Source organism: Agrobacterium sp. 22-223-1 (assembly GCF_053522385.1).
Genome location: NZ_JBNWCN010000001.1, coordinates 2,273,245 through 2,295,656 on the forward strand (window position 1 = coordinate 2,273,245; position 22,412 = coordinate 2,295,656).

Below are 22,412 nucleotides of genomic sequence, written 5' to 3' on the forward strand. Positions count from 1 at the left end.
ACATTCGCGTGGATGTGCTTTCTCTCAGGAGCAAAACTATGCAGAACAGAACTGCCAAATTCGCCGGCCTCGCCATTCTCGCAGGTCTTTTCGCCTTTCCCGTCCTTGCTGCCGAAATCGAAGTGAAGATGCTCAACAAGGGCAGCGACGGTCAGGCGATGGTCTTCGAGCCCGCAACCGTCAAGGCCGCCGTCGGCGACGTCATCACCTTCGTCCCGGTCGACAAGGGCCATGATGCGGCAGCCGTGAAGGACATGATCCCCGAGGGTGTCGCAGACTTCAAGGGCAAAATGAACGAGACGGTGAAGTTGACGGTCGAGAAGGAAGGCGCCTACGTCGTCAAATGCACACCGCATCTCGGCATGGGCATGATCGCGCTCGTTGTCGTCGGCGATGCCGCGCCGGCCAATCTCGACGCCGTCAAGAACGGCAAACTGCCGAAAAAGGCACGCGACCGGCTGAACGACGAGATCGCCAAGCTCGGCCTCTAGGCGCATATCCCTTCGGTTCCGCGGCGGCTATTGCTCCACAATCGGCGTGGAAAGCCACAATGGCCGGCGCGGACCGCAGGTTGAGAAAAGTTTCGCAATCATGTTGTATCCCGGTTGACCGGGACATATCTGGAAGACAGTAAATGACCGCGGTTTATACGAAGCGCCGAAGGGCGCGGGCGGGCCGCGTGTTTTTCTTCCGGCGTCCAGCCCCACGGGCAGAGGAGACTATGACGACATGATCGACCGGATCACCGCTTTGATTCAGGCAGCCTTCAGCGCCATCGGCAGGGCCGCCGGTCTTCTCGTCGCCTGGCTTTTGTGGCCCTTCATGGCCGCCCACGGCTGGTACAGCGGCCGCAACTGGCTCATCAAGGGTCCGATCGCCCTCATCGTCATTCTTCTTGCCGGCTTTTACGGATATTTCATCTGGCAAACCCAGGTCTGGACGAATTTCGACCCGGATTACGTCGCGCGCTACAAGCTTGAAGAGCGCACCGTGCCTGCCGGGCAGGAATTGCCCGCCGCCGCCCCGGCGGGTGGCGCAACGGGTGCCGCCGCAAACACATCGGCGCCGGTCTGCCAGCGTTCGGCCATCGTCGACGCAGCCGCCGATCTCACCGATTTCAACGTCAACCAGAACGCATGGATTTCCTCCATGCTGCTCTATCGTCTCGGCCTTTTCGGCATGGACTGGGACAGCACGCCGTTTCTGGACAACAAGGCGTCTTTCCAGCGTGGCGTAAACCAGGCCGTGCGCCGCACCTCGGTGGAACTGGTGGATACGCTCGGCCGCGTGCGCGGAACATCCGGCATCAACAACAATCTACAGGAAGCACGCGGGAACATGCAGTTCAGCGAATATTCCTGGTATTTCGGTCTCGATCCGTTCGGCCCGAAGACGCCGACGCCGGCCTATTATCGCGCCGCCATCCGCAGCTTCCAGGCCTTCAACGGCGAGCTTGCCGCCTGCAAGGCCGTCTTCGATACCCGCGCCGACAACCTCATCCAGTTCATCGACCGTATCGCCGGCGATATCGGCTCCACGTCTGCAATTCTGCGCGAACGTTCGGAAAATTATAATGGCGGCTGGTTCGATACGCGCGCCGACGACCGCTTCTGGTTCGCTTATGGACAGCTCTACGGCTATTACGGCGTGCTTTCCGCCGCCGGATCGGACTTCGCACAGGTCATCCGCGAGCGTAACCTGACCAATCTCTGGAACGACACGCTGTTGCAGACCCGCGCAGCCCTGCGTATTCAGCCGGCGATCATTTCCAATGGTGAGGAAAGCGGCTGGATCATGCCCTCGCACCTCGCCACCATGGGATTTTACGTTTTGCGGGTTCGCTCGAATCTCGTTGAGCTTCGCTCGGTTCTCGACCGGTAAGGCGAAGCCTGCCGGGAACGACAGGATCGATCAGTCTATGAGGCCAAGGCGTATGGTCTTGGCCACGAGCTGGGTGCGGTTGACGCAGTCGAGCTTGCGGATGGCGTTGTTCATATAGGCATTGACGGTATGTTCCGAGATGGACAGAAGCTCGGCGATCTCCACGGAGGTCTTTCCCTGCGCCGTCCAGCGCACCACATCGAGTTCCCGCTTCGTCAGCGGCGACGGACCTTTTGAGTTGGTGCGGCAAAGCCGGTCATAAACCTCCAGCGCATGCAGCACGATCATGCTCAGCTCGTTGAGCGCGGCTTGCGGCAGGATATCGCGATCGCCTGCGAAATTCATCAGATGCCGGTTGCCGTACATGCCGTGCACCGGCACCATCAGACCAGCCGTAATGCCCATGCTGCTCAGCGAGGCCGCCGCATCCACCAGCGGTCCGCAGGCAATATCCGGATCCTGCAGCGACCAATATTGCGGCATCATCGACGACGCGCCGCGCTTGATGACGGGACAGTCCCCAAGCGCGCCGTCCCTGGTCATCGCATTCACGACCCAGATCGGCAGGCTGCTTTCGACAACCGTTGGCAAGGCATAGGCATTCTGTCCGCCGGGCAACCGCAAAAGGGTCACATAGGCGTAACCGAAGGCGCGCATCACTTCCCGCAGCGCCTCCAGCCATTGGGATTTGTCGGCAGCAGCCGACAGATCGTCGCAAAGTCTGGCCTGACGCTCCGTCTTCACCATTCACGCACCCTCGACACGCCGGGACGCAGCGCCCGGAGCGTAAAACATGCGGCATGGCCAGAACGGGGTTGCGACCTTCATATCGGCTGGACCATCCTGATCAAAGCACCGGCTTTTCGGATTTGTCCTTCGGCTTGGCCATCAGTTTTTCCAGGAAACCGAGCATGACCGCCGAGACGACAAAAGCCAGATGGATGATGGTGAACCACATCAGCTTGCTGTCCGAATATTGACTGGCGTTGAGGAAGATTTGCAGCAGGTGGATCGACGAGATCGCCACGATCGACGACGCGACCTTGATTTTCAGGCTGCCGGAATCGAGCTTGCCCAGAAAGGAAACCTCGGCATCGGCATCGTCGAAGCGGCTGACGAAGTTCTCGTAACCGGAAATCATCACCATGACGATCAGGCTGGCGACCAGCGCCGCATCGATCAGACCCAGCATGGCGAGGATCATGTCCGCTTCGTCGTAGGTGAAAACGTTCTTCGCAACTTTCAGAAACTTGAGCGCGAAGGAAAACGCATAAACCGCCAGTGCCGCGACGAGCCCGAGATAAAAAACGACGAGCAGCCAGCGGCTGGAGAGGATGATCCGCTCGACGAGCAGTTCAAGAGACTTCATTTCCGTATCCGATTAATAATCTGTTTATTGTTGGGGCATGGTTTGTTTCGCCATGTAAACTGGCTGCGAATATCCTAGCAAGCGGCAATGTCGGGACTTTGACCGTACCGTGGCGTTTTCGCACCCCATCCACCAGTGAGTTTCGAGAGCGGATAAGCGTCATATTTTTGCAACATACTGTTATGCTTTAAAACATGATGTAAAAAGTCATATATAATATGTTGACAGTTATCGTCATGTTTTTTAGTCCTCGCTTATCGGCTCGCCCGTAACAATCAAAACAGTTTCAGCCGCGGCGGCAAGCGCGGCGTGCCTTCGCACGCCGTGGCCCATTCGCGCGCCTACCTGGGGGTACTTAATGTCCATTTCGCGCACGCATTCCGCGCTGCTTCTGTGCACTGCCATCTCTCTTCTGCCGCTTGCCGGCCCCGCGCTGGCACAGGATGCCGCGTCGCAGGCGGACGGCGCCACCACGCTTGAAAGGATCGTCGTCAAGGGCAAGCGCGTCAAAAGCGCCAATGCCGCCGCCGACACGCCGCTGGCGAGCCAGACCACGGCGGAAGACATCCGCAAGAAGGAGATCAACAATGTCCGCGATCTGGGCAATACCACCGAGCCGGGCGTCGATTTCATCGAATCCAAGCCCGGCAAGCCGGGCGGCCTGTTCATCCGCGGTCTGGGCGGTGCGCGCGTCACGACGCTGATCGACAATATCCCCGTTCCCTTCTTCGAAAACTATGCACGCGGCACCACCGCAACGACCAGCACAAGCGACACCAACAACAGCTATGATTTCTCGTCCCTCTCCACCGTCGATGTGGTGCGTGGCGCGGATTCGAGCCGTATCGGGGCCGGCGCTCTCGGCGGCGCGCTGGTGCTGCGCACGCTTGAGCCGGAAGACCTGATCGGACCGGACAAGGATTGGGGCGGCGTTGCCAAGCTGACATATGATAGCGAAGACAAGAGCTTCGGCGGCTCCGTCGCCGTCGCCAAGAAAATCCAGAACACCTCCATCCTGTTCCAGGGCGGTTACAGGAAGGGCCATGAGCGCGACAGCCAGGGCACGGCCGATATTATCGGCGTGAACCGTACCAAGGCCAATCCCCTCGACTACGACCAGTACAATCTGCTGTTCAAAATCCGCCAGGACCTCGAAGGCGGACACCGCATCGGGTTCACCGCCGAGCGCTTCAACCTCGACAGCGATTCCAACCTGAAAACGTTGCACGGTGTCAGCGCCGGCGGCGCCAATACCTACGCTCGCGACAATTATTGGGGTTACGACGACACCCGCCGCGAACGCCTCTCCCTCGACTATAGCTACGAGGCGCCGTCCACCGACGCGCTGATCGATGCTGCCAATCTCACCCTTTATTGGCAGCGGCTGATCAAGGATGCCGGCTCGTTCGGCGCACTGTCGAACAATACCCGCTACGAGCGTCACAACGAGATGGACGAAAGCTCTTTCGGCCTTGCGGGCGATACGTTGTCTGAGTTCACGACAGGTAATTTCAACCATCAGATCCGATTCGGAGGCAATCTGCAGTTTTCCGATACGGAACAGTTCATCAACGCTATTCCCGTCACCGCCTCGCAGGCCGATATCCCGAAAGTTGACGGCAGAAGGCTCGGCCTTTACATTGATGATCGGATCGGTTTCGGTGATAGCGGCTTTGCACTGACTCCCGGTGTGCGTTTCGACTGGTACGATTACGATCCGAAGCAGACCAGCGATTTCAGCCGCAACACCGGCTCCACCCGGTTTGCCTTCCCCGACGGACAGAGCGATTCCCGCATTTCGCCGAAGCTTCTGGCAACCTATCAGCTGACACCGGAAGTGGAACTGTTCGGCCAATGGTCAATGGCCTACCGTCCGCCGACCATCAACGAAGCCTATATAAACTTCACCAATGCCAACGGCGGATATGCCAATGTCGGCAATCCCAACCTGAAGCCGGAAACCGGAAACGGTTTTGAAATCGGCGCGAACTACGCCGCCGACGATCTGACCGGCAGCCTTACCCTGTTCCATAACCAGTACAAGAACTTCATCGACGTCTATCGCACCACGACGACAGCGGTGACGACACCGGGCGTCGGCACGCCCGGCATGCTGATTACCTGGCGCAACCGCGCCGAAGTCGAAATTTCCGGCGTGGAAGCCAAGGCCCGCAAGGACTTCGCCAACGGCGTCTTCCTGCACGGCTCGCTTGCCTATGCCTATGGCAAGGACAAGAACACCGGCGAATTCATCCGCAGCGTCGCACCTTTCAAGTCCATTCTGGGCGTCGGCTACGAACAGGAGCAATGGGGCGTCGATCTGTCGACCATCATCTCCGCCGGCATGCGCGAAGATGGAACGGCGACAAGCATAACCGGCTCCTCGTATCAGACCTTCGATGCACCGGGATACGGTATCGTCAACCTCACCGGCTGGTGGGAGCCGGAACAAACCAAGGGCCTGCGCATTCAGGCGGGCATCTACAACGTCTTCGACAAGACCTATTGGAATGCAGTCGGCGTTCGCGATATCAGCACCACCGCGACCTCCTCGACGAACCAGCCGGTCGCCTTCTATTCCGAACCCGGACGCACCTTCAAAATCTCTCTGACCCAGAAATTCTAAACCCGGGCAGAAACATCATCTCCAGTCGGGGCGGCCTTCGGGTCGCCCTTTTTTATCAGCGGCAATAGAGATAACCGCCCTTGCGCTCCAGCACGTCGAGATGCAGGTGATCCTGATGGGTGGCGTCGCTGCCGGGCGAAAGCACCGTGCGGAAGAACAGGCAGGCGGCGGCGGTGATGGTGCGCTGGAAAGCGCCTTCCGGCGTTCCGTCCTCACCGCGCGGCTTCATCACCAGCGGCTCGCCCTTATCGAAGGCGATCGTGGAAATATCGACGGCATTGCCCTTGGCATGTTCGGAAATCTTGCCGTTTTCCGCGCTGTTGCGGTTGCGGCAGATATAGGTCGAGGCATTGGCGATGGCCGTCACCTTTCTCTCAGGCAAAGCCAAAGCCGCAGCCGGCAGCATCATTTCCTTTGTCCAGCGGGAAAGCGCGAGCGCGGTTTCGCAACGCATGGTGCCCGATGGTTCCAGCTTGATGCCGGGCAGAACCACGGAAAGCTCGACAGGCGCTTCGATGCCGCAGCCCTGCTCTGCATCGCGGATCGGTTCAAGCTGCTTGAACTCGGCGCCGATATCCTTCAACGCGCCAAGGCATGCCTGAAGCGCGGCCGGATCTTCCGGCCTCACCGGCTCGGGCGGCTTCTCCTCCGGTTTTGCGGCGTCAACGTCCGGTTTCCGTGGTTCGCCCTCCTCTTTGCCCTCACCCGCCTTGCCTTCGACGCCTTTCTTGCTGTCATCGGACCCCTTGTCTGCCGGCGTCTTGCCGTCATCCGGTTTCCGCTCTTCCGGGACCTGCGGTTTCGGGGCCGGTTTCGGCGCCTCCGCCGGGCTTTGCGGCGGCTCGTCCGATGGCTTGTCCGAGGGGGTGGCGGATTGCCCCTCGCCCGGTTTCGGTTGCGGCACCGGCACCTGTGCCGGCGGTTCAGAGGCGGAAATCAATGCGAGGGTGGTTACCAGAAGACACAGGCGATGAAGCATTTTTCGGGGCACTCCTGACCGTTTCGGCAGGAGTGCAACGCCGCGACGGCCCGTAAGGTTCATTCCCTCACCGAAATCCGCTTGCCAAGGCGGATCGTGCACGCTAACAATTTTCCCATGAACATCGTGTCTAAGAACATTGCTAACTGGTGGTGGGGCAGCTTTTCGCGGCCTTGACCAGTCATGTCTTCAGACAAAGTCCAAGCCGCCCGAATTTTCAGGCGGCTTTTTTGTTATTTTGCCGCCTGTCATCGGGCTTGAACAACAGAAAGCATGCGCGCAAAAGTGCTTGACGGTTTTGCGATAACGACATGCGAAAAACGAGTACGAAAGAAATGGTAACGATCATTCAGGATGACGGAGCGGAAACCTACGAGACGAAAGGCGGCATCAAGGTCAGCCGAAAGCGTCGGCCCGCCGATTACGCCAGCGCCATCGATAATTATATCGAAAAGCTCGATTCCCATCGCGGCGCGGTTTTTTCGTCCAACTATGAATATCCGGGCCGTTACACCCGCTGGGATACGGCCATCGTCGATCCGCCGCTCGGCATTTCCTGTTTCGGCCGCAAGATGTGGATCGAGGCCTATAATGGCCGCGGCGAAGTGCTGCTTTCCTTCATCACTGAAAAGCTGAAGGCGACGCCAGATCTCACGCTTGGCGCTTCCACCACGCGCCGTCTCGATCTGACCGTCAACGAACCGGACCGCGTTTTCACCGAGGAAGAACGCTCGAAAATCCCGACCGTCTTCACGGCGCTGCGCGCCATCGTCGACCTCTTTTATTCGAATGCGGATTCGGCCATCGGCCTGTTCGGCGCCTTCGGTTACGATCTCGCCTTCCAGTTCGACGCCATCAAGCTGTCGCTGGCGCGCCCGGAAGACCAGCGCGACATGGTGCTGTTCCTGCCCGACGAAATCTTAGTCGTCGACCACTATTCCGCCAAGGCCTGGATCGACCGCTACGATTTCGAAAAGGGCGGCGTGACGACGGACGGCAAGTCCTCCGACATTGCGCCCGATCCCTTCAAGACCACGGACACGATCCCGCCGAAGGGGGATCACCGTCCCGGCGAATATTCCGAACTGGTGGTGAAGGCCAAGGAAAGCTTCCGCCGCGGCGATCTGTTCGAGGTCGTTCCCGGCCAGAAATTCATGGAGCGTTGTGAAAGCAATCCGTCGGCGATTTCGCGCCGCCTCAAGGCGATCAATCCCTCCCCCTATTCCTTCTTCATCAATCTCGGCCATCAGGAATATCTGGTCGGCGCGTCGCCGGAAATGTTCGTGCGTGTCTCCGGCCGCCGCATCGAGACCTGCCCAATTTCCGGCACCATCAAGCGCGGTGACGACCCGATTGCCGATAGCGAGCAGATCCTGAAACTGCTCAATTCGAAGAAGGACGAATCCGAACTCACCATGTGCTCGGATGTGGACCGTAACGACAAGAGCCGCGTCTGCGAGCCGGGTTCGGTGAAGGTCATCGGCCGCCGCCAGATCGAGATGTATTCGCGCCTCATCCACACGGTCGACCACATCGAAGGCCGCCTGCGCGATGACATGGACGCCTTTGACGGTTTCCTCAGCCACGCCTGGGCCGTCACCGTCACCGGTGCGCCGAAACTCTGGGCCATGCGCTTCATCGAGGGCCATGAAAAGAGCCCGCGCGCCTGGTATGGCGGCGCGATCGGCATGGTCGGCTTCAACGGTGACATGAATACGGGGCTCACGCTGCGCACCATCCGCATCAAGGACGGCATTGCCGAGGTGCGTGCGGGTGCGACGCTGCTCAACGATTCCAATCCGCAGGAAGAAGAAGCCGAAACCGAACTGAAGGCCTCCGCCATGATCGCCGCCATTCGCGATGCCAAAGGCACCAACGCCGCTTCCACCAAGCGTGATGCCGCCAAGGTGGGCACCGGTGTGAAAATCCTGCTTGTCGACCACGAAGACAGTTTCGTGCACACGCTGGCGAACTATTTCCGCCAGACGGGCGCGACCGTCTCCACCGTCAGAACGCCGGTTGCGGCAGAAGTGTTCGATCGCTTCCAGCCCGATCTCGTCGTTCTCTCTCCCGGACCGGGCAGCCCGACGGATTTCGACTGCAAGGCGACGATCAAGGCCGCCCGCGCCCGCGAATTGCCGATCTTCGGTGTCTGCCTCGGCCTTCAGGCGCTGGCGGAAGCCTATGGCGGCGAACTTCGCCAGCTTGCGGTGCCGATGCACGGCAAGCCCTCGCGCATCCGCGTGCTGGAACCGGGTCTCGTCTTCTCCGGTCTTGGCAAGGAAGTAACCGTCGGCCGTTACCACTCGATCTTCGCCGACCCCTCCACCCTTCCGCGTGATTTCATTATCACGGCGGAAAGCGAGGACGGCACGATCATGGGCATCGAACACGCCAAGGAACCGGTGGCCGCCGTTCAGTTCCACCCGGAATCGATCATGACGCTCGGCCAGGACGCCGGCATGCGCATGATCGAAAATGTCGTGGTGCATCTGACCCGCAAGGCGAAGACGAAGGCGGCATGATGGCTGCTGCCGACGCCATCAGCATCGAACCCATCCGGGCGGAGCACGTTGAAAGCTTTCACCGTGCTCTCGATGCCGTATCGCGCGAGCGGAAATATCTGAGCTTCCTGGAGGCGCCGCCGCTCGATTCGGTCCGCGCCTTCGTTCTCGACATGATCGAAAACGACCATCCGCAATTCGTGGCGATTGCGGATGGCAAGGTGGTCGGCTGGTGCGATATTCGCCGCGAGAGCAGGCCCACCCATGCCCATCGCGGCACGCTCGGCATGGGCATCCTGCCCGCCTATCGCGACAAGGGGCTGGGTGGACGGCTGATGCGGCAGACGCTCGATGCCGCCCGTCAATGCGGGCTGCACCGTGTGGAGCTGAGCGTGCATGCGGACAATGCCAGAGCAATCGCGCTTTATGAAAAGATCGGCTTTGTGCATGAAGGCCGGGGCCGTGACACCGTTCTGATCGACGGCCGTTACATCGACAGCCTGAACATGGCGATCATCTTCGGCAACTAGCCCCTCGGCAGCGAGGCGGAAATGCATAGCGCGAATTTCTTCAGCAGCTGCATGTCGAAATGCCCTTCCCGCCGCAGCATCCAGGTCAGCGCGTCATTCGCCGTCCACGGCTTCTTGTAGGGCCTGACCGAGGTGATGGCGTCATAGACGTCGCAAATCGCCGCGATACGCGCATAGAGGCTGATCTGGCTGCCCGCACGGCCGCTCGGATAACCGCCGCCGTCCATCCGCTCATGATGATTGAAGCAGACATCGAGCACCATCTCCGGCATCTGCGCGTTGCGCGACAATATATCCCGGCCGAATGCGGGATGGAGATTGATGATTTCCCGCTCGCTGGCGCTCAACCCTTCCGCCTTGTTGAGGATCGATGAGGGGATTTCCACCTTGCCGATATCATGCAGCAACCCGCTGATGCCGAGCAGATTGACCGTTCCCCTGTCGAGCCCGAGATAATTACCGAAGAGGATCATCAGCCCGCTGACGGAGACCGAGTGCACGAAGGTCGTTTCGTCTTTCGATTTCAGGCGGGTGACGCCGATGAAAATCGCCGGGTTCGACTGCACGGCATCGGAAATCTTGCCCGCCGCCGCAGCCATGCCCTTCAGCGAAATAACGCCGCCGGCCTCTGCGGAAGCAAAGGTCTCGGCAATCGTATCGGCGGCTGAGCGCACGGCATGGGTAACCGCAGCGACGGTTTCCGGGCAATTGCCCGGTTGCGGCGAAACGGCCGCAGAACGCGCGCTGCCTTCGGTATCGTATCCCTTGGCCGTGTTGATGACGATGCTTTCGGCGCCGCTTGATTTCAATTGACGCATTAATTCCTCGTGCCGCAAAAGAAAGCGGTGCCGTTTTAAAAATCCCTGGTTCGAAAGCGTTCCTTCGACCGCTTCGATAAACATGCCAATCGTCAGTTGCTGGGTGGAAATTCGTTTGAGCATCAGATGCTTTTATTTTCCTTCCCGGGAATGATAACCTGAAACCGTAATTCGTAAAAATGTCGGCACGCAACCGGCTAAACTATAAAGGTGAAGTCAAGCCTTCCCAAACCTGCCTAAACTTGCACCTCGGAAGATTAGATAACACAAATATGAAAATTTTTTACTCTGGATATATTTAAAACTCAAAGAATCAATCCGAATAGACCAAGAAACAACCGTAGAATGTAAATAGTGAAAATTCTCGCATACGACGTAAATCAGGAGCCGAAGAGACCCGCATGAATTCCAGACTTGAAACGCGCATCGATCAGGGTACGGGCCGTGAACCGGCGGACATGGTTCTCAAGGGCGGACGCTTCTTCGACCTCGCCACCGGAGAACTCGTCGCTTCGGATATCGCCATCTGTGGCGACACCATCGTCGGCACCTGCGAGAACTACAAGGGGCGACAGGAAATCGACATTTCCGGAAAGATCGTCGTTCCGGGTTTCATCGATACGCATCTCCATATCGAATCGTCGCTGGTCACACCGCACGAATTCGACCGCTGCGTTTTGCCCTATGGCGTTACCACCGCCATTTGCGACCCGCATGAGATCGCCAATGTTCTGGGCGTGGAGGGACTTCAGTTCTTCCTCGACAGCGCCATGGAAACCATCATGGACATCCGCGTGCAGCTCTCCTCCTGCGTGCCCGCCACCCATCTGGAAACCGCCGGCGCCGATCTGCCCATCGAAAAGCTGCTGCCGTTTCGCAATCATCCAAAGGTCATCGGCCTTGCCGAATTCATGAATTTTCCGGGCGTCATCCACAAGGATCCGGTGTGCATGGCGAAGCTCGAGGCGTTTCAGGGCCAGCATATCGACGGGCATGCACCGCTTCTCTCCGGCACGGCGCTGAACGGCTATCTCGCCGCCGGCATCCGCACCGAACATGAATGCACGAGCGCGACTGAGGCGCTGGAGAAAATCCGCAAGGGCATGCATATTCTGGTGCGCGAAGGCTCGGTCTCGAAGGACCTGCACGCCCTGATGCCGATCATCACCGAACGCCTGTCGCCCTATCTGGCCCTCTGCACGGATGATCGCAACCCGCTCGACATCGCCGAACAGGGCCATCTCGACTATATGATCCGCACTGCGATCGCCAGCGGCGTGGAACCGCTCGCCATCTACCGCGCCGCCTCGATTTCCGCCGCAAAAGCCTTTGGCCTGCGGGATCGTGGCCTTGTCGCACCGGGCTGGCGGGCCGATCTCGTGATCGTCGACAGCCTGCAGAACTGCAAGGCCAGCATGGTGCTTTCCGGCGGCCGGATCGTCGATGACGCCCTTTTTGCCACGCGTAAACCGGTCGCACCCGTCGGCCTCGACAGCGTCAAGGCAAGACCCGTGCTCGCTTCCCATTTCGGCGTGCCGGTCACGGAGGGCGAAAGCCCTGTCATGGGCGTGCTTCCCGGCAAGATCATTACCGAGCACCGCCGCTACAGGCTGCCGACGGATGGTAACCAGACCACCGTCGATCTTGCGAACGACATCATCAAGGTCGCCGTCATCGAACGCCACGGCAAGAACGGCAACCATGCCAATGGTTTCGTTCAGGGCTTCGGCCTGAAAAAGGGCGCCATCGCCTCCACTGTCGGCCATGACAGCCACAATATCTGCGTTGTCGGCGTGAGCGAGGAAGACATGGCGCTGGCCGCCAACCGGCTCGGCGAAATCAAGGGCGGCTTCGTGGTGGTGGAAGACGGCAGGGTGATGGGCGAGATCGCTTTGCCCGTCGCAGGGCTGATGAGCCTCGAACCCTATGAGACCGTTCGAGACACGCTGCACACGCTCAGAAAAGCAGCCTATGCGCTCGGCACGACGCTGGAAGAACCCTTCCTGCAGGTCGCCTTCCTGCCCCTGCCCGTCATCCCGCATCTGAAAATTTCCGATATGGGTATGGTGGATGTGGACCGGTTTGCGCTGATCTGACGGTGGATTGCCGACCGGAGGCAGCGGAAAACGCTCAATCCGCGTTTTGAGGCCGCAAGAGCGGCCTCATGCTTTCGTCTCCGAAGGCCAGGTGACGTAATAATATTTGCCCGCGACCCTGCCAAAATAGGCGTGTTTTCCCGTCGCATTGTCGACATAGCTGCCGCTTCCATCCCTGGAAAGCGCACCGTCTTCGCTGCGCTTCAGCTGCGTGTTGAGGAAATCCACCCAGTTGGTCTTGGCGATGTCAGTGGCTGTCGTCGGCTTGGCGTTTTTCTGGTTCGGATCCCACGCATTGATCGTTTTGCCCTGGGTGGGGTTCGAAACCTGCAAGGCCCCACGCTCGAGAGCACTCATCATCGACCGGGCGCGCAGATATTGCGCCGGATCGTCCCCCGCCAGGGAAAGCTTGGCCCTCAGATTCCGCATGAAGGCGGGCGATGCGATATAATCGGCTGACGAGGTTTTGGGGGCTGGTTTCGGTGTCGATGCGCGGGCCGCCGATTGTCCGGAAAGAAAGACCTCGCGGATGGATGGAAGGGCGGCCTTAGCTTTGGCGCGTGGCGAGGTGGAATTCGCGGTATTGGACTGATTGAAATTCTTGATTGAAACGGACATGACAATCCTTGCTTCACTTTATGGGTGGAGACCGAAAAATCTGTAGGTTTCAATGATTAATACTGGAAGCTTGCCCAAGGCTCGCCAAAAGTGAATTAAATATGAAAAAATTACTTCATTGCTGCTATCAATACTAATATATATAAGTTTTAATCGTGAATTAATTAAAATTGAAGATATTATAAAATTCAACAATACTTAAATAGTACTATCAACATCCAAGGCGCGATCATGACGCCGCATTCGATAGTCAGAACGCACCCGTAGTGTCTGATATTATTCAATGGCTGAACAATGCCGAGAGGTCATGAACCCAGAGGCAGAGACTTGCGAAAATAAACCACCCGCTGCGTTTCCTCAAATCCCAGCGCCGCATGCATGTGGTGTGAATCGACATTGGAAATATCGGCATCGGAAGCAAGTTCGCTCACACCCTTGCTGGTCGCCCAACGGGTTACTTCGGCAATCAATGCAGCCGCAACGCCCTGTTTGCGAAAGGCCTCCTCCACATAAACGCCTTCGAGAAACGCCACGGGCGAGGTGTCGCATCCGTTGACATAATCGTGCCGCAGGCTGGCTTCGGCGAAACCGATGGCCATGCCCGCCGGATCATAGGCAATAAATCCAACCTCATTGTCAGAGACGTCCTGCAATTCCGCCCGGTGTTCGGCGGGTGAAGCATCCGGCCACAAGCGGTGCCGCAGAAGGGACCACTCATCGAGCGATGCTTCGCCAGCCGTCTCGATGGCAAATTGCCCGCTCATGCAACGACCCCGCAAAACACATCCAGCCCCTCGAGCTTCACGATCCCCGCATCGAATAACGGTGCGAAACTCGGCATCGGCAATATATCGGTGACCCGAATGGCCTTCGGTATCGGGAATTCCACCGCTTCGCGGGTGAGGTTGAAAACGAAGAGCAGCTTTTCATCGCCCTTCTGGCGCGTGAAGGCCAGCACATCGCGATTGGTCTTGATAAAGTGCATGTCGCCATCGCGCAGCGCGCCGTGACCTTTGCGGAAGGACAAGACGGCGCGGTAATGGTTCAGAACCGAGTCCGGCTTGCGCTCCTGCGCATCCACAGCCTGCATGGCATGAACATAGGGCACCGGCAACCATGGCTTTTCAGCACTTGAAAAACCGGCATTCGGCTTGCCGGTTTCCCACACCATCGGCGTGCGGCATCCGTCCCGCCCCTTAAAGGCGGGCCAGAAGCGGATGCCGTAGGGATCGCGCAGATCCTCGAAGGCGAGTTCCGCCTCGGTCAGACCCAGTTCCTCGCCCTGATAAAGACATATGGAACCGCGCAGGCTGGCGAGAACGCAGATGGCAAGCTTCGCCACCCGCACCTGCTCCTCCGCACTTTCGGAAAAACGGCTGAGGTGGCGCACCACATCGTGGTTGGAAAAGGCCCAGCACACCCAGCCATCCGTCACCACCTTGCCGAAGGTCTCGACCGAGGCGCGCAGATGCTTCGCGCTGAAATCCGGCCCCAGCAGGTCGAAAGTGTAGCACATGTTGAGCTTGTCATTGCCGGACGTATAGGCCGCCACCGTCTTCAGCGACCGCGCCCCGTCTCCCACCTCGCCCACCGTGGCGCGGCCCTCATAGTCGTCGAGCAGCGCGCGAAAACGCTTCAGGAAGGCCACGTTTTCCGGCCGCGTCTTGTCGTAGAGATGGTCCTGCATGCCATAGGGATTGACGTCGGAGGCATCGAGACCGAAACTTTCCTCGTCGAAAAGCGGCGGGTTGTCGCGCAAAAGCTTGTCATGGAAATAATGGTTGACGGTATCGAGCCGGAAACCGTCCACGCCGCGATCCAGCCAGAAACGCACGGTTTCGAGAAGCGCATCCTGAACCTCGCGATTGTGGAAATTGAGATCCGGCTGCGAGGCGAGGAAGCTGTGCATGTAATATTGCTTGCGCACGCCGTCCCATTCCCAGGCCGGGCCGCCGAACACGGAAAGCCAGTTGGTGGGTGCCGTGCCATCCGGCTTGGGATTGGCCCAGACATACCAGTCGGCCTTGCTGTTGGTGCGGCTCGCCCGGCTGTCCACGAACCAGGGATGCTGGTCCGACGTGTGCGAGATGACCTGATCGATGATGACCTTCAGCCCCAGCCGGTGCGCCTCTGCCATCAGCGCGTCGAAATCGGCAAGCGTGCCGAACATCGGATCGACATTGCAATAATCGGAAACGTCATACCCCATATCGGCCATGGGCGAGGTGAAGAAGGGCGAGAGCCAGATGCCGTCGACACCGAGCGAGGCGATATAGGGCAGGCGTTTCGTCACCCCGGCAAGATCGCCGTAACCGTCGCCGGTCGTATCCTGAAACGAGCGCGGATAGACCTGATAGATCACCGCTCCCTTCCACCAGTCCGATTGCGCTTGGGGTTTGTGGACCGGGGCATGGGTTAGCAACATGGGCGATCTCCTGATGGTTTGAGCGGAGAATATAAAGCTGTCGCGGCCGCGTAAACCGGAACTTCGCACATGCACAAACGGCCACAACCGCCCTTGTCAGCGGCGCGCACTCGTCGTAAGCCGCATGGCTAGAAAAAACGGGAGGATGACGGCGTGGGCGGACGGTTTCTGTCGATTGGCGAATGCATGGTGGAACTGTCGCAGGCCGGCAACGGGCTGCTGCGCAAGGGTTTTGCCGGCGATACGTTCAATACCGCATGGTATGCCCGGGCCTGCCTGCCAGGCGACTGGTCGGTCGATTATTTCACCGCGCTTGGCGACGATCCTCTCTCTGAAGACATGCTCACCTTCATCGCCGATGCCGGCATCGGCACCGAAAAAATCCGCCGCATCAAGGGCGGCACGCCCGGCCTTTACCTCATCAACCTGAAGGACGGCGAGCGCACCTTCAGCTACTGGCGCAACGCCGCCGCCGCAAGGCAGCTCGCCGCCGATGCGGATCATCTGCGCAGGACGGTGGAAAGCGCCGATGTGGTCTATTTCTCTGGCATCACGCTCGCCATTCTCGCCTCCGCCCATGATGTCGATACGTTCCTCGCCGAACTTCGCCGCGCTAAGGCGGCGGGCAAGCTGGTGGTCTTCGACCCCAACATCCGACCGCGCCTGTGGGCCGACAGGGATACGATGCTCGAGACCATCTCCAACGGTGCGCGCGCCGCAACGCTTGTCATGCCGAGCTTCGATGACGAGGCGGGCCATTTCGGCGATGTCTCCGTGGAAGCGACCATCGACCGCTACCTTTCGCTTGGCGTCGAAAACATCGTCGTGAAGGACGGAGCCAAGGGCGCGACGCTCGATTTCGGCGGCAGCCGTAGTCATGCCCCGGCAGTGAAGGCCGTGGACGTGGTGGACACGACAAGCGCCGGCGACAGCTTCAACGGCGCTTTCCTCGCCCGTTATGTGACCGGGAGTTCGCCGGAAGAAGCGGCCACCTTCGCCGCAAGGGCGGCGGCAACCGTCATCGGTCACCACGGCGCGCTGATCAGCCCCGAGCTGCTGCCGCTGGTGGGATAACGTTCAGCCAAACTGGGCGATCGCGGATTTTCGCGGGTAGGCTACCCCGCCCGCCCTCATTCCTGTGCTTGTCACAGGAATCCAGCCGACGCGCGTCTGCGCGGCGGGAAGAGTCCTTTCAGCCCAAGGACTTGGGCTGGCTGGATCCCTGTGACAGGCACAGGGATGAGGATAGAAGAAAACATTGCGGACAACCGCAAACTTCAAATGTACCGCGCTGATACCAATAATTACGTCACCCGCCATGTGCCTTGAAGCTACACACAGAGGCCGCTTCCCCGCCGTCACACACCCTGACATGATCCTGTAACACGCACGCCGCATATACGGGCAGAAGCCGGGCAATGGGGATTCGCCCGCGCGCAGATGAGCAGGATCAGTGTTTCATGACGAGAATCACGATTGTCACAGATGCCTGGCACCCGCAGGTCAACGGCGTGGTTCGCTCCATAGAAAACACCAATACCGAACTCGCGCGGCTCGGCGTCGATGTGCGCATGGTCACGCCGCAGAGTTTTTACAGCATCCCCTGCCCTACCTACCCGGAAATCCGCCTTTCGGTTGCCGGTTATCGCCGTGTGGCGGCGGAGATCGAAAAAAGCCAGCCTTCCTTCGTGCATATTGCGACGGAGGGGCCGCTGGGTTTCATGGCGCGGCGCTGGTGCGTGAAGAACCGCATGCGTTTTTCCACCAGCTATCACACCCGCTTTCCCGAATATGTGGCGGCGCGCTTCCCTGTGCCGGAAAGCTGGCTCTACGCCTTCGTGCGCTGGTTCCACAATGGCGGCAATACCTGCATGGTGGCGACACCGAGCCTTGAGACCGAACTGGAAGCGCGCGGCGTGCGCAACCTGAAGCGCTGGAGCCGCGGCATCGACGCCGAGCTTTTCCACCCCCGCCCGAAAGCAAAACTGCCTTTCGACCTGCCGCGCCCGATCTTCATGACGGTGGGACGTGTGGCGGTGGAGAAGAACCTGCCGGAATTTCTGGAACTGGACCTGCCGGGTTCGAAGGTCGTTATCGGCGACGGTCCCGCCCGCCATGAATTGCAGGAGAAATATCCTGATGTGCTGTTCACCGGCGTCAAGACCGGTGAGGAGCTGGCCGATGCCTATGCGCAGGCCGATGTCTTCGTTTTCCCCTCGAAGACCGATACGTTCGGCAACACCATTCTGGAAGCGCTGGCAAGCGGCGTGCCCGTGGCAGCCTTCCCCGTCACCGGGCCGATCGACATCCTCGGCGACAACCCTGCCGCCGGTGCGCTGGATGATAATCTGCGCGATGCCTGTCTCGCGGCCCTTAATTGTTCGCCGCAGGAGGCGCTGGCGCTTTCCAGAAGCTACAGCTGGGAAAAAGCCTCGCGGCAATTCCTCGACAATGTCATTCACGCGGCGGGAAAATCCCTGCCGCTGCTGTCGCGTTCTAAACTTGCATGAGGCGATCCCCGAAATTCTGTTCGGGAACGGTGGACGAAACGAAGCGGGAATGCCACAAGGCAATCAGGACGCGACTGCCGTTATCTTTAGAACGGGGTCGGGCTGCTGATTGACGTCAGGCGGCTGCCGCGAGAACACGCTGGCCGTCCTCTGTTTCCGGATGATACCGCCATTTTCAGATGCCGCTTCAGGATAAGGGCAGAAGCTCTTTCTGCTGGGCTGCGCACCATTGATTGATTTTCTCGATGATGTCCTTTGCAGCAATCGGCAGGGCGCTGTTGGGTATGACAGCCACCGTCCCGTGGAAAACCAGCACCAGGCTGTCCGGCGGCGTGAGTGCGAGATGGTAGCACGCCCAGCTCAGCTGCACGGTGTCCAGTCTTGTGACCTGCTTGTAACCCTCGGGTCCTATCTCGACCTCTGTGTGAGGCGAATACATCCGATCATTGGCAATATTCCAATGTGCCAGGACCTCGTAATAGGATTTCATCTCCTTTCTCGAGCCCCGCGCGATAATGAACCATATGGCGAGGGCCACAAACGGTGCGGGTGCAAACACCCAATAACCGACCACCGGCCAGACGCCCGGAAACCACGGCAGGCTTAAGGAATAGATGAAACCGGCAGCAAGTCCCGCAAACGAGGATAGATGCGCTCTGGCCGAGGCAAAATGGCGCTTCCAGGACTTGTCGCAAATCATGCTGTAATTTTCATAGGCCTGATTTTGATAGCCGTGGACATAGTCAGGCACATGTTTCGGATCGGGCGTGAAGCTTATTGAAATGGTGTCATCGGCCATAGGAACACGTCAATCCCGTCGCTGTTGAAGCCCAGTCTGCGTAGCAACATTGCCCTTATAAATCAAAAGACCTTTTGCTGACAAAACCTTCGGAATCGACACTGCGCGGCGTAATCTGCCTTCACCACGCTCCGGTGAGCATCTGGCCGGAAAGCGGCACGGTCCGCGCCTTGCCGTCGCGATCCGTTACCGAAAGCGAAGCGGCCATCTGTTTCGGCGACTTGCGGAACCAGTTGGCGGCAACGCTCGCCATATCGCCGATCATCGCCTGCCTGCGCCAGTCGGCGAAGCGCTTGGCCGTGGCTTCAGGCTCGGAGCGATAGAAGAAATCGCCGGATTGCCCGAGATCGTTGATGGACGCCGCCATGGCGACAAGCGGCCGCTGGAACATTTTCGCCGGCACCGAAAGCCCATCGGCACCTTCCGAAAATGCCGGTGCCATGAAATCGATCGCCCAGCCATCCGCCTCGATCCAGCAATGGAAATTCTCACCCGCGCCCGTCACATAACCGTCTTCACGGTGATCGGCGAATAGCAGGACCGTTCCACCGAGATTATAGGCCACAAGCCCGCCCTTCGGCACGGCCTTCACCTTGTAATGCTGCTGCAGGATAAAGGCGCCGAAGGTACTGAAATACATCGAGGCCGATGCGGGATCGGCATTCTGGCTGATGAGCAGGCTGTTGATGACGCGGTAAATCCGGTGATAGTCGGTCTGCTTGATCAGCATGGTCTTTTACTCTTCAAAACCGGACAGTGAAATTGGAACGAGCGGATGCCGCTTGTTTCTTCTCCCCGTCGGGGAGAAGTCCGCGGCAGCGGGATGAGGGGGCGAGGCCAGCGATATGCGGAGAGCTTGCCCCCTCATCTGACCCTTCGGGCCATCTTCTCCCCGGCGGGGAGAAGAAACAGGCCGCGACGCCCTGCGTCAGATCACCGCCTCTTCTTCGCCTTGCTTTCGAACGGATTATCCGAACCCCGATAGTGCACACGGATCGGCACGCCCGGCATGTCGAAATCCTTGCGCAGACCGTTCACCAGATAACGCGTATAGCTTTCCGGAATAGCTTCCGGCCGCGTGCAGGAAATCATGAATGCCGGCGGGCGGGCCTTCACCTGCGTCATATATTTCAGCTTGAGACGACGGCCGGAAACGGCCGGCGGCGGATGCTGCGTCGTCTGCGAATCCAGCCAGCGGTTCAGCTTGGCCGTGGAGATGCGGCGGTTCCAGATCTTGTCGGTATCGATGATGTTCTGCATCAGCCGGTCGAGACCATAACCCGTCTGGCCGGAAATCGGCACGGCGCGGATGCCGCGCGCCTGCGGCAGCAGACGCTCGGTCTTTTCACGCAGATCAGCCAGATAGGCCTGCGGGTCTTCCACCAGATCCCATTTGTTGAAGGCGAGCACGGCGGCGCGGCCTTCGCGGATGACGAGATCGACCAGCTGCAAATCCTGCTTTTCGAAGGGAATGGTGCTGTCGAACACGATGACGACCGTTTCCGCAAAGCGGATGGAGCGCAGCGAATCCGCCACCGAGAGCTTTTCCAGCTTCTCCGTCACCTTGGCCTTGCGGCGCATGCCGGCCGTATCGAACATCTTGATGGTGCGGCCGCGCCAGTCCCATTCGACCGAAATACTGTCGCGAGTAATGCCCGCTTCCGGACCGGTCAACAGGCGGTCTTCACCGAGGAAACGGTTGATGAGCGTGGACTTGCCCGCATTCGGCCGGCCGATAATGGCGACGCGCAGCGGCTTGGTCTCGTCATAAACCGGCTCTTCGTCTTCCTCGTCCTCGCTGCCCGGTTCGCTGCGCGGCAGAACGATATCCGTCTCTGCCTCATCCACTTCCGGCGGGAAAGCGACGTCTTCGCCGATTGCCTCGACAATGGCGTCGCGCAGGTCGATCATGCCCTGACCGTGTTCGGCCGAGATCGGGCAGGGGTCACCGAGGCCGAGCGTGAAGGCGTCGTAGAAACCGGCGTCCGAGCCGCGCGCCTCGGACTTGTTGGCCACCAGCACAACCGGCTTGCCGCGACGGCGCAGCATTTCGCCCAGCGTTTCATCGGCGGGCGTCAGGCCGGCCTTGGCGTCGACGACGAACAGCGTCACATCGGCTTCGTCGATTGCCGCTTCGGTCTGCGCCCACATGCGGCCCTGAAGCGTTTCCGGCCCGGATTGCTCCAGACCGGCGGTATCGATGATGGTGAAACGCAGGTCGACCAGCTTCGCCTCGCCGGGGCGGCGGTCGCGGGTCACACCCGGCGTATCGTCCACCAGCGCCAGCTTCTTTCCGACGAGACGGTTGAAAAGCGTGGACTTGCCGACATTGGGGCGCCCGACTATGGCGACGGTGAAGCTCATTGATCCTGGTTCCTTAAAGCACGTCTGCCCAAAACGTTACCTGTTTTGGGCAAAGGACATGCGTAAAATAATGAGTTGGATCGCTTTGGCAATGCGGAGAATACCGGCGCGATCCTGCGTGGCGCAGCGGCGTTAAGCAGCCTTGCCCGAAGCGGTGATATTGTCGAGCATGATCTGCGCGCGGTTCGTCACGTTGCGCGGCGCCTGCGCGTCGCTGACGATCTGCTCGAACCATTGTTTAGCCTTGGCGAAATCGCCGGCCTTGTAGGCGGCAAGACCCAGCGCCTCACGGGCGGAAGCGCGCATGGTCTGGCCCTCAGTGCTGAGCGGCTCGGCCAGTGCGACGACCTGATCATAGGTGCCGTTATCCACCAGCAGCCACGCCGCGCGCACCTTGGCGGTATCGCGGAAGACCTGCGGTGCAGATGTGTCGTTGCCGATGGCGGTGAAGGCGGCGATCGCGCCGGCCGCATCACCCTTCTGCGACAGCAGCGTGGCCGAGCGGAACTTCGCCAGAACCGGATAATTGCCATGGCCGGAGGTTTCGAGATCGGCGAAGGCCTTCAGCGCCTCATCCGTCTTGTTGTCCGAAGCAAGCTTTAGCGCCGCAAGGAACTGGTCGCCGGAATTGGAAGCGCGGCTGGTGTTCCAGTATTCGTAGATGCCGGCACCGGCAGCGCCGAGAACCACGAGAACGGCCGCACCCACGACCACGATACCGTAACGGCCCCAGAAGCGCGACAGCTGCTCGGAACGGATCTGCTCGTTCACTTCGCGGATAAAGGTATCATTTTCGTTTGCCATCAAATTCTCCGTTACCCGCGCGGAGATCGTCGCCGATCCATCCGTTCGCGGACATACCAAGCCGCTTACCCGGGTCAGCGAAAGTCAGG

General features: G+C 59.5%; 19 protein-coding genes. 8 read left to right on the forward strand and 11 right to left on the reverse strand.

The genetic code is table 11. The annotated features are described in order from the left end of the window. Positions 1-38 precede the first annotated feature (38 nt). Together ACQZ60_RS11265 and ACQZ60_RS11270 are read left to right on the forward strand one after the other, a co-directional pair. Positions 39-491, forward strand: coding sequence for a pseudoazurin (locus tag ACQZ60_RS11265; protein ID WP_020812128.1), 453 nt, complete (start codon positions 39-41; stop codon positions 489-491). 238 nt (positions 492-729) lie between these two features. Then, positions 730-1,881, forward strand: coding sequence for a DUF2333 family protein (locus ACQZ60_RS11270; RefSeq protein ID WP_059754200.1), 1,152 nt, complete (start codon positions 730-732; stop codon positions 1,879-1,881). Positions 1,882-1,911: 30 nt separating this feature from the next. On the opposite strand, the gene ACQZ60_RS11275 is transcribed toward ACQZ60_RS11270, so the two are convergent. Continuing rightward, entirely contained in the window at positions 1,912-2,628 is a 717-nt protein-coding gene (locus ACQZ60_RS11275) for a helix-turn-helix transcriptional regulator (protein ID WP_448735244.1), read from the reverse strand. 100 nt (positions 2,629-2,728) lie between these two features. Further along, positions 2,729-3,250: a TIGR00645 family protein gene (locus ACQZ60_RS11280; protein ID WP_003524933.1), complete on the reverse strand. Its 522-nt coding sequence runs from the start codon at positions 3,248-3,250 to the stop codon at positions 2,729-2,731. A gap of 358 nt (positions 3,251-3,608) precedes the next feature. Between ACQZ60_RS11280 and ACQZ60_RS11285 the strand changes: the two genes are divergently transcribed. After that, a complete protein-coding gene (locus tag ACQZ60_RS11285) occupies positions 3,609-5,876 on the forward strand; it encodes a TonB-dependent hemoglobin/transferrin/lactoferrin family receptor (protein ID WP_035262489.1) in 2,268 nt (755 codons plus the stop codon). Between the two features lie 55 nt (positions 5,877-5,931). On the opposite strand, the gene ACQZ60_RS11290 is transcribed toward ACQZ60_RS11285, so the two are convergent. Beyond that, positions 5,932-6,855, reverse strand: coding sequence for an extensin family protein (locus ACQZ60_RS11290; protein ID WP_448735245.1), 924 nt, complete (start codon positions 6,853-6,855; stop codon positions 5,932-5,934). 335 nt (positions 6,856-7,190) lie between these two features. On the opposite strand from ACQZ60_RS11290, the gene ACQZ60_RS11295 reads away from it, so the two are divergent. Together ACQZ60_RS11295 and ACQZ60_RS11300 are read left to right on the forward strand one after the other, a co-directional pair. Beyond that, positions 7,191-9,380: an anthranilate synthase gene (locus tag ACQZ60_RS11295; RefSeq protein WP_142779583.1), complete on the forward strand. Its 2,190-nt coding sequence runs from the start codon at positions 7,191-7,193 to the stop codon at positions 9,378-9,380. Next, positions 9,377-9,889, forward strand: coding sequence for a GNAT family N-acetyltransferase (locus ACQZ60_RS11300; protein WP_162935835.1), 513 nt, complete (start codon positions 9,377-9,379; stop codon positions 9,887-9,889). Before ACQZ60_RS11295 ends, ACQZ60_RS11300 begins: the two co-directional genes overlap by 4 nt. On the opposite strand, the gene ACQZ60_RS11305 is transcribed toward ACQZ60_RS11300, so the two are convergent. Then, a complete protein-coding gene (locus ACQZ60_RS11305) occupies positions 9,886-10,830 on the reverse strand; it encodes an HD-GYP domain-containing protein (RefSeq protein ID WP_448735246.1) in 945 nt (314 codons plus the stop codon). The genes ACQZ60_RS11300 and ACQZ60_RS11305 overlap by 4 nt on opposite strands. Positions 10,831-11,108: 278 nt before the next feature. On the opposite strand from ACQZ60_RS11305, the gene ade reads away from it, so the two are divergent. Then, complete coding sequence (gene ade / locus ACQZ60_RS11310) at positions 11,109-12,803, forward strand: adenine deaminase (RefSeq protein ID WP_448735247.1); 1,695 nt, start codon at positions 11,109-11,111, stop codon at positions 12,801-12,803. 66 nt (positions 12,804-12,869) lie between these two features. On the opposite strand, the gene ACQZ60_RS11315 is transcribed toward ade, so the two are convergent. From ACQZ60_RS11315 to bglA, 3 genes are all read right to left on the reverse strand, one after another. Next, positions 12,870-13,421, reverse strand: coding sequence for a hypothetical protein (locus ACQZ60_RS11315; protein WP_448735248.1), 552 nt, complete (start codon positions 13,419-13,421; stop codon positions 12,870-12,872). 305 nt (positions 13,422-13,726) lie between these two features. After that, on the reverse strand, positions 13,727-14,185 hold the full coding sequence (gene aac(6'), locus ACQZ60_RS11320; protein WP_448735249.1) for an aminoglycoside 6'-N-acetyltransferase: 459 nt from the start codon (positions 14,183-14,185) through the stop codon (positions 13,727-13,729). Then, the gene (gene bglA / locus ACQZ60_RS11325; RefSeq protein ID WP_448735250.1) at positions 14,182-15,846 is read right to left on the reverse strand and encodes a beta-galactosidase BglA; all 1,665 of its coding nucleotides are present in this window, start codon (positions 15,844-15,846) and stop codon (positions 14,182-14,184) included. Before bglA ends, aac(6') begins: the two co-directional genes overlap by 4 nt. 153 nt (positions 15,847-15,999) lie before the next feature. Here bglA and ACQZ60_RS11330 point away from each other — a divergent pair, with 153 nt between their 5' ends. After that, positions 16,000-16,920: a sugar kinase gene (locus tag ACQZ60_RS11330; protein ID WP_035259392.1), complete on the forward strand. Its 921-nt coding sequence runs from the start codon at positions 16,000-16,002 to the stop codon at positions 16,918-16,920. A 386-nt stretch (positions 16,921-17,306) separates the two neighbouring features. Beyond that, a complete protein-coding gene (locus ACQZ60_RS11335) occupies positions 17,307-18,356 on the forward strand; it encodes a bifunctional monoglucosyl/glucuronosyl diacylglycerol synthase (protein WP_448735251.1) in 1,050 nt (349 codons plus the stop codon). A gap of 187 nt (positions 18,357-18,543) precedes the next feature. Here ACQZ60_RS11335 and ACQZ60_RS11340 read toward each other — a convergent pair whose 3' ends face one another. From ACQZ60_RS11340 to ACQZ60_RS11355, 4 genes are all read right to left on the reverse strand, one after another. Further along, entirely contained in the window at positions 18,544-19,155 is a 612-nt protein-coding gene (locus ACQZ60_RS11340; RefSeq protein WP_035259630.1) for a hypothetical protein, read from the reverse strand. Between the two features lie 121 nt (positions 19,156-19,276). Beyond that, on the reverse strand, positions 19,277-19,885 hold the full coding sequence (locus tag ACQZ60_RS11345; RefSeq protein WP_448735252.1) for a DUF2026 family protein: 609 nt from the start codon (positions 19,883-19,885) through the stop codon (positions 19,277-19,279). A 203-nt stretch (positions 19,886-20,088) separates the two neighbouring features. Further along, positions 20,089-21,519 (reverse strand): ribosome biogenesis GTPase Der, encoded by a 1,431-nt coding sequence (gene der, locus ACQZ60_RS11350; protein ID WP_059765522.1) that lies wholly within the window; start codon positions 21,517-21,519, stop codon positions 20,089-20,091. Between the two features lie 132 nt (positions 21,520-21,651). Next, positions 21,652-22,323, reverse strand: a complete 672-nt coding sequence (locus ACQZ60_RS11355; protein ID WP_035261549.1) for a tetratricopeptide repeat protein — start codon at positions 22,321-22,323, stop codon at positions 21,652-21,654. Positions 22,324-22,412: the final 89 nt, after the last annotated feature.